At 66.9% G+C, this 8,497-nt stretch carries 4 protein-coding genes; 2 read left to right on the top strand and 2 right to left on the bottom strand.

Annotation, left to right across the window (positions count from 1 at the left end):
* Window positions 1-189: 189 nt before the first annotated feature.
* A complete protein-coding gene (locus tag AC13GF_RS13510) occupies window positions 190-2,832 on the bottom strand; it encodes a hybrid sensor histidine kinase/response regulator (protein ID WP_483004939.1) in 2,643 nt (880 codons plus the stop codon).
* A 66-nt stretch (window positions 2,833-2,898) separates the two neighbouring features.
* Window positions 2,899-4,068, bottom strand: a complete 1,170-nt coding sequence (locus tag AC13GF_RS13505; RefSeq protein WP_032129108.1) for an OprO/OprP family phosphate-selective porin — start codon at window positions 4,066-4,068, stop codon at window positions 2,899-2,901.
* Between the two features lie 332 nt (window positions 4,069-4,400).
* Between AC13GF_RS13505 and AC13GF_RS13500 the strand changes: the two genes are divergently transcribed.
* Both AC13GF_RS13500 and AC13GF_RS13495 read left to right on the top strand, forming a co-directional pair.
* Window positions 4,401-5,744 carry a dicarboxylate/amino acid:cation symporter gene (locus AC13GF_RS13500; RefSeq protein WP_010480813.1) on the top strand — a complete coding sequence of 448 codons (1,344 nt, stop codon included), beginning with the start codon at window positions 4,401-4,403 and terminating at the stop codon, window positions 5,742-5,744.
* A 230-nt stretch (window positions 5,745-5,974) separates the two neighbouring features.
* Entirely contained in the window at window positions 5,975-8,266 is a 2,292-nt protein-coding gene (locus tag AC13GF_RS13495) for an NADP-dependent malic enzyme (RefSeq protein WP_483004938.1), read from the top strand.
* Window positions 8,267-8,497 lie beyond the last annotated feature (231 nt).

Raw genomic sequence — 8,497 nt, 5'->3', positions numbered from 1 at the left:
CAACGGCCTTGTGCCACCTGCGCTCCGTGAAGTGCAGGTGGCCTGAACTCCCTTTGGGAGTGTCCAAAAATACTTGACCACCACAGGTTCACGGCGTCCCCGCAGTACCCACCCACCCGGCCAGCCCTCAGTAACCCGGCTTTCCGCGATCAACCAACACCCACGAGGGGCTGCGCCGTTGGCTGGGAATCACCCGCGATGCCGGATCAACAACTGACTCATCAGCGCCCGCAGCGCCGGCGGCTTCACCGGCTTGGCCATCATTCCCCAGCCGCGTTCGGCGGCCATCTCACGCAATCCCGCATCGCGCTCGGCAGTGACCAGCACCACCGGCGGGCGAGCCTGCCACAGTTCGGCCAATGTCTCGTACAGCACCGGTCCGTGGTGATCGCCCATGCGCACATCCAGCAGCACCAGCTCTGGCACCGCGCCTGTTGCCGCCAGCTGCAGCGCCGCCTGCGGGCCGTCGGCCAGCGCCACCTCGCAGCCCCAGCGCTCCAGCAGCGCGCGGCTGGCGGCGCAGACGTGCGGATCGTCGTCGATCACCCACACCCGGCGCCCGCGCAGCGGATTGTCCGCGGCCGGTTCCTGTACCAGCACCGGCGCGGGTGCCGTGGCCGGAATCGCGCTGGCCTCGCCGAACGGCACGCCCACGGCGAACACGCTGCCCTGGCCCAGCTGCGAGCGCAGCCGGATTGGATGGCCGAGCAGGCGGCCGATGCGGTCGACAATCGCCAGGCCAAGGCCCGCGCCGCGCTGCTGGCCGTCGTGCAGGCGGCGGAATTCCTCGAAGATTTCGCCCTGCAACGCGTCGGGAATGCCAGGTCCCTGATCGTGCACTTCGATCCACAGCAGGCCTTCGCGGCGACGGCAGCCGAGCAGCACGCGGCCGCGTTCGCTGTAGCGCAGCGCGTTGGACAGGAAGTTCTGCAGGATGCGGCGCAGCAGGGCTTCATCGCTGACCACCACCGCAGCGGTATCGACCCAGTCGACTATCAGCCCACGCGACTGCGCGGCGATGCCGAATTCGCGCGCCAGTGTCTGCAGCAGCGGCCCGAGCCGGAACGCCTGCACACGGGTCGGCAGGCTGCCCGATTCCAGGCGCGCGATGTCCAGCAGGCTGTTGAGGATCGCATCCTGGGCAGCCAACGCAGCATCGATGTGGTCGCTGGTCTGCTGTTGCGCCGGGTCGCTCAGCTTGCCGCGCAGCACCGAGACGAACATGCGCGCTGCGTTGAGGGGTTGTAGCAGGTCGTGCACAGCCGAAGCGACGAAGCGGGTCTTGTAGCGGTTGGCCTGTTCGGCTTCGCGGCGTGCTTCGTCCAGGTCGTGGGTACGTTCGGCAATGCGGTGTTCCAGCGCGTCGGCCAGCGAGCGCAGTTCGCGCGCCGCGTTCTTGTAGCTGGTGATGTCGGCATAGCTGGTGACGAAGCCGCCGTCGGGCAGCGGGTTGCCACGAATCTCCAGCACGGTGCCGTCGTCCTTCTCGCTCTCGCGCATGTGCGGGCGGCCGCTGCGCAGGTGGTTCAGGCGGCGCTCGATGGCCTCGTCCACCGGGCCGGGGCCCAGCAGGCCACGACGCGCATTGAAGCGGAACAGTTCCTCGATCGGCCGGCCCACGCGCACCAGGTCCAGCGGAAATCGGAACAGCTCCAGGTAGCGCGAATTCCACGCGACCAGGCGCAGTTCCCGGTCGATCACCACCACACCCTGCGGCAGATGTTCGAGGCTGCGGCTGAGACCGCTGTCGGCATCGGTGGCGGCCTGAAGCAGGCCATCCTGTGCGGTGCGCAGTTCCTGTGCGTGCTGCTTGAGCAGGGTTTCCAGTTCGCGGCGGCTGCGCAGGCGATGCTTGGCCAAGCGTCGCCGCTGCTGCACGAACAGCACCAGGAAGCCCAGTGCAAGCCACGCGGCACCTCCGGTGAGGGCGGCTGCACGACCGGCGGCGGTGGCGGCACTGGCGTCGTGCAGCAGATGCAGGTTCCAGCCTTCGGCGGGCAAGGGCAGGCTCTGCCACAGCATCGGCTGCGGCAGTGCCGGATCCAGCAGGCGCACCATGCGGCCGCCGTCGGCCAGCACGTCCTCAGTGCGTGCGCGCAGTGGCTGCAGGGCGCGGTCGGCGTACTGGCGAGCATCCAGCATTTCGCGGCGCTCATCGGCGCCCAGCGCGCGCAGCAGGCGGTAGCGCCAGCTGTCACGGTTGGCCAGGAACACCACGTCGTGGTCGTCGCTGGCCAGCACCACATCGGGGCTGCTCAACCATTCCTGTTCCAGCGCCGACAGCTCGACCTTGATCACCACCACGCCGAGCCGCTTGCCGTCTTCCTCAATGGCCTGCGACAGGTAGTAGCCGGGCACGCCGGTGGTCATGCCGATGCCGTAGAAGCGGCCACGGCCCTGCGCCAGCGCCTGGCGGTAGTAGGGGCGGTAGCTGTAGTTCTCACCGACATTGGTGGTCGGCTGGTCCCAGTTACTGGCCGCCACTGCCACGCCGTCGTGGCCGACCAGGGTCAGGGTCGAGGCACGGGTGACTTCATTGGCGCGTTGCAGTTTGAGGTTCAGCCGCTGCCGTTCGCTGGGCGAGGGCGGTACGCGCAGCGCGTGCAGCAGATCCGGATCCAGCGCCAGTACCTGCGGCAACGTGCCGAAGCGGTCGATGCGCTGCTGCAGGCCCTGGCCGTACAACTGCAGCTGGCGTTGTACCTGGCTGCTTTCTTCGCCGAGGGCGCGCCGCCAGGCGTAGTGGCCAGCGGCGACCGCACACAGCACGGTGCCACCGACCATCACCAGGATGGTCAGCAACAGCATCCGGTGGCGGCTGAGCCAGTACATGGCGGCAGTCTACGCAGGGCCGGCGGGCGTGGTGTGCACGCCCGCCGGGATCTGACGTGGAAGGGGTCAGAAGTGCATCTGCGCGCGCAGTTCGAAGATCTCCGGCGTGCTGTGCACACCGCGACGGCTGGCGTCGACCTTGACGTAGTTGGCCTGGAACTTGAAGTGGCTGGTCAGGTACCAGTTCGCACCCAGGGTGAGGTCGTGCTGGCGGCCGCCGAGGATGCTGCCATCGTCGAGGTCCATGCGGCTGTAACGGGCCACCAGTTCCACCGCGCCGTAGTCGTGCGCCGGCTTGATGTTGGCCACGGCACCGGCGTTGTATGGGCGCGATTCGCCGGTCAGCACCCAGCTGGCCATCGCGTACTGGCCGCTGCCGGTGTAGTCGGGCTTGCCGTCATGACGGGTGACCGTGGCGCGCAGGGCTTCAGCCTGCAGCGAGAACGGCCCGCGGATCCAGATGCCTTCCAGGCCGGTACGGCGGATCTGGTCAGCGGTGACCAGCGCGCCGGAGTCGACGTAGCGGATGTCGGTCAGGCCGGCTTCCGGACGTGCGCGCAGGCGTGCGCTGGCCTCGTGGTGCACGTCGCGGCCATCGCTGTAACCGCGCGGATTTTCCTGCGAATAGGCCAGGCCCAGGTGGATTACGTCACCCGGCGCCTTCACCGGGGTCCACACCGCACGCACGGCCTGGGTGGTGCCCGGGTTGTCACCCTGCAGGTCCTTGCCGCCATAGGCGCCGGCCTGCAGCAGGTACTGCGGGCGCTCCAGCACCCATTCCACACCCGTGCGGCGGCCAGCGTAGAAGGCCTGCACCGGCAGTGCGGTTTCCAGGAAGCTGCCGGCGCGCGAAGACGTGTTCGCGTCCAGGCCGACCGGGGTCTTCATGTAGCCGAAGCGGAAGCGGCCGATGTCGCGGCCGAAGAAGGCCTTGCTTTCGAAGCGCACGAACACGTCCAGCCAGGTATCGGACTGGAAGTCGTAATAGACCATCGCGTCGTAGACGCCCTTCTTCTTCAGCGTCGCACCGAACTCCTTGCGGCGCACGGCGTCGTCGTCCTCCAGGCCGCTGCCCGAGGAGAAATCGTTGTAGTCGTAGGCGATGTTGGCGGTAGCGGCCAACTCGGTGCCGTCGCCGAAGGCGTACTTGGTCGGCCAGTTGTCGAAATCGGCAGCCGAAGCGAAGGCGGGAAGCGCGGCCAGCGACAGGGCCAGCAAGGTGGGAATCGGGCGCATGTTGGGTGCGGCTCTCTCAGATTGCGTGTGGACAGGACAACAACGGCCGCAAGGGCCGGAACTTTCGCAATGACGCGCCCGGCCGTTCAGCTCGGGCCACCGGCCTCCCCGTGATCGGGCGGTGCGGCGCCAGTGTAGGCATCGCGGCCACCTGAACCGGGGGGCTAGTACCAATAGGTTATCTGCGCCAGCGTGCCCGGCGCGTACAAAGGCGTCCATTGGTCGCACCCCCTGCGCGTGCAGCACAGGGCCTGCGGTCAGTTTCCACGGTAACGGTTCCCGCGCTGTCCCGGGGCCGTACGTGCCTGAAAACGCCCCTTCCGGAGTCCGCCATGCACATCCCGACCGCAGCACCGGTGCCTGCAAAGCCGTTGCCGATCTATCGCCAGCTGTACTTCCAGGTGATCGTGGCGATCGTCCTGGGCGCCATCCTCGGCCACTACGAACCGTTGATCGGCGAGAAGATGAAGCCGCTCGGCGATGCCTTCATCAACCTGGTGAAGATGATCATCGCGCCGGTGATCTTCCTGACCATCGTCACCGGCATCGCCGGCATGACCCACCTGCGCACGGTGGGCCGCGTATTCGCCAAGGCGATGGCGTACTTCCTGTTCTTCTCCACGCTGGCACTGATCGTCGGCATGATCGTGGCGCACGTGGTGCAGCCCGGCGCCGGCATGAACATCAACCCGGCCGAGCTGGACCAGACCGCGGTGCACAGCTACGTCGAGAAGTCGCATGACCTGACCCTGGTCGGCTTCCTGATGGACATCATCCCGAAGACGCTGCTCAGCGCGTTCGTGGATGGCAACATCCTGCAGGTGCTGTTCGTGGCCGTGCTGTTCGGCATCGCGCTGGCATCGGTGGGCGAGAAGGGCAAGCCGATCGTGAACTTCCTGGAGGCGCTGGTCGCTCCGGTGTTCAAGCTGGTGCACATCCTGATGAAGGCCGCTCCGATCGGTGCCTTCGGCGCAATCGCCTTCACCATCGGCAAGTACGGCGTCGGCTCGCTGATCAACCTGGCCTGGCTGGTGGGTTCGTTCTACCTCACCGCCTTCCTGTTCGTGGCGGTGATCCTGGGCCTGGTCTGCCGCCTGTGCGGCTTCTCGGTGTTCAAGCTGGCGCGCTACCTGAAGGCCGAACTGCTGCTGGTGCTGGGTACCTCTTCGTCGGAGTCGGCGCTGCCGTCGCTGATGGAGAAGATGGAACGCGCCGGCTGCAGCAAGTCGGTGGTGGGTCTGGTGGTCCCGACCGGCTACTCGTTCAACCTGGACGGCACCAACATCTACATGACCCTGGCCGCGCTGTTCATCGCCCAGGCCACCAACACCGAACTGACCCTGGGCCACCAGATCGCCCTGCTGCTGGTCGCCATGCTCAGCTCCAAGGGCGCGGCCGGCGTCACCGGTGCCGGCTTCATCACCCTGGCCGCCACCCTGGCGGTGGTGCCGGAGGTGCCGGTGGCCGGCATGGCGCTGATCCTGGGCGTGGACCGCTTCATGAGTGAATGCCGTTCGCTGACCAACTTCATCGGCAATGCCGTGGCCACCGTGGTGGTCTCGCGCTGGGAGGGGGCGCTGGACCGCAACCGCCTGCAGCTGGCGCTGGATGGCCGCGAAAGCGAATTGCCGCCGCTGATCGATGCCGTGCCCGAGGCGCTGCCGGCCAGGGGCTGATCCAGGTGTGTGGTACCGCGGGGCCGGTCACGACAGTGGTACGGCCCCGCGGCGTTTCAAAGCGTCCCATGGCTGTCATGGGAGGCACCGAAGCTGGTGTCGCGGTACCGTCGCATACGGCACGGAATTGTGCGGTCGCAGCATGCCTGCGACAGGATAGCGACAGGTCCAGACGCTCCAACGGGGGTATCATCCCCTGTCCCTTCTGCCCATTCATGTAACCCACATCGATGTCCAACGAAGATTTCAAACAGGCCGCCCTCGATTACCACCGGATGTCCCCGCCGGGAAAGATCAAGGTTTCCGCTACCAAGCCCATGCTGACCCAGCGCGACCTGTCGCTGGCGTATTCGCCGGGCGTGGCGTACGCCTGTGAAGCGATCAAGGCCGACCCGCAGCAGGCCAGCGAGCTGACCGCCCGCGGCAACCTGGTGGCGGTGATCTCCAACGGCACCGCGGTGCTGGGCCTGGGCAACATCGGCGCGCTGGCCGGCAAGCCGGTGATGGAAGGCAAGGGCGTGCTGTTCCAGAAGTTCGCCGGCATCGATGTGTTCGACATCGAAGTGGATGAAACCGACCCGGACAAGCTGGTCGACATCATCGCCTCGCTGGAGCCGACCTTCGGCGGCATCAACCTGGAAGACATCAAGGCGCCGGAATGCTTCGTGGTCGAGCGCAAGCTGCGCGAGCGCATGAAGATCCCGGTGTTCCATGACGACCAGCACGGCACGGCGATCATCGTCGGCGCGGCCGTGCTCAACGCCATGGCGATCACCGGCAAGAAGATCGAGGAAGTGAAGCTGGCGACCACGGGCATGGGCGCAGCCGGCATTTCCTGCGTGAACATGCTGGTGCAGCTGGGCCTGAAGCCGGAGAACATCCTGGCCTTCGACCGCGAGGGCGTGATCCATACCGGCCGTACCGACCTGGACCCGGAAAAGCAGCGCTATGCGCGCGACACCGACAAGCGCACCCTGGCCGAGATCGTCGACGGCGCGGATATCTTCCTGGGCCTGTCGGCACCGGGCATCCTGACCGCCGACATGGTCAAGACCATGGCGCCGGATCCGGTGATCTTCGCGCTGGCCAACCCGACCCCGGAAATCATGCCGGAACTGGCACGCGCCGCCCGTCCGGACGCGATCATCGGCACCGGCCGTTCGGACTACTCGAACCAGGTCAACAACGTGCTGTGCTTCCCGTACCTGTTCCGTGGTGCGCTGGACGTGGGCGCGACCGCGATCAACGAGGAAATGAAGATCGCCTGCGTGCGCGCCATCGCCGCGCTGGCACGCCGTGCGGCCACCGACATGGGCTCGGCCTACGGCGGCGAGACGCCGAGCTTCGGCCGTGAATACCTGATCCCGCGTCCGTTCGACCGCCGCCTGCTGGTGGAGCTGTCGGCCGCCGTGGCCCAGGCCGCGATGGACTCGGGCGTGGCCTCGCGCCCGATCGACGACATGGGCGCCTACCGTGACAAGCTGGCCCAGTTCGTCTACCGCACCAGCCTGATGATGAAGCCGGTCTACGACCGCGCGCGCAGCGACAAGCAGCGCGTGGTGTACGCCGAAGGTGAAGAGGAAGTGGTGCTGCAGGCGGTGCAGAACGTGGTCGACGACGGCCTGGCGCACCCGATCCTGATCGGCCGCCCGGAAGTGATCGAGTCGCGCATCGAGCGCCTCGGCCTGCGCCTGAAGATCGGCGAGAACGTTGAAGTCACCAACATCAACGACGATCCGCGCTTCAACGAATACTGGCAGTACTACCACGGCCTGACCGGCCGTCGTGGCGTGACCGTGGCCGCGGCCAAGAACCTGATGCGTTCGCGCCCGACCCTGATCGCGGCGGTGATGGTGGCCCGTGGCGAAGCCGATGCGATGCTGACCGGCATCGTCGGCCGCTTCCACAAGAAGCTGGGCTACGTGCGCAGCGTGCTGCCGCTGGAGCCGAAGGTCACCTCGACCTCGGCGATGACCGGCGTGATCAACCAGCAGGGCGTGTTCTTCTTCGTCGATACCCACGTGCAGGAAGACCCGACCGCCGAGCAGCTGTGCGAAGCGACCCTGCAGGCGGCCTACCGCATGAAGCTGTTCGGCATCGAGCCGAAGGTGGCGCTGCTGTCGCACTCCAACTTCGGCAGCCACGATTCCAAGGACGCGCTGAAAATGCGCCAGGTGCGCGAGCTGCTGCTCAAGCGCAACCCGCGTCTGAACGTGGACGGTGAAATGCAGGGCGACACCGCATGGGATGAAGCGCTGCGCCAGAAGCTGCTGCCGGGCTCGACCCTGCAGGGCCGCGCCAACCTGTTCGTGCTGCCGAACCTGGAAGCGGCCAACATCGCCTACAACCTGGTGCGTGTGTTCACCGACGGCGTGGCGATCGGCCCGATCCTGATGGGCGTGAACAAGCCGGTGCATATCCTGACCACCAGTGCGACCTCGCGCCGGATCCTGAACATGACCGCCATTGCGGCGGTGGATGCGCAGATCCGCAAGCAGATCGAAGCGGAGAAGAAGGCCTGAGGCCTTCTTCCCGATTCGATCTGCAGAAGCGCGCCCTACGGGGCGCGTTTCTGTTTCCGCAAAGCGGAAACAGGTAGTGCCGGCCGCTGGCCGGCAGTGATGTCCGGGCGCACGACGTCAGCCGGCCAGCGGCCGGCTCTACCCCGGTCTGTGCCACACGCGCTACGCAACCCGGTCATGTCCCTGCAACGCCGTTGCGGCCCAATACGCCCACGCGGCCTGGCCGTGGGA

It is taken from the genome of Stenotrophomonas sp. 22LJNL06-5-1, assembly GCF_056861455.1.
Note: the sequence above shows the minus strand (reverse complement) of the source record. Positions and strands in the feature narration are given on the sequence as shown.

What these genes read in the sequence shown, in the direction of transcription:
- AC13GF_RS13500 (WP_010480813.1), top strand. Translation starts at nt 4,401, where the DNA reads ATGCACATCCCGACCGCAGCACCGGTGCCTGCAAAGCCGTTGCCGATC.
- AC13GF_RS13505 (WP_032129108.1), bottom strand. Translation starts at nt 4,068, where the DNA reads ATGCGCCCGATTCCCACCTTGCTGGCCCTGTCGCTGGCCGCGCTTCCC.
- AC13GF_RS13495 (WP_483004938.1), top strand. Translation starts at nt 5,975, where the DNA reads ATGTCCAACGAAGATTTCAAACAGGCCGCCCTCGATTACCACCGGATG.
- AC13GF_RS13510 (WP_483004939.1), bottom strand. Translation starts at nt 2,832, where the DNA reads ATGTACTGGCTCAGCCGCCACCGGATGCTGTTGCTGACCATCCTGGTG.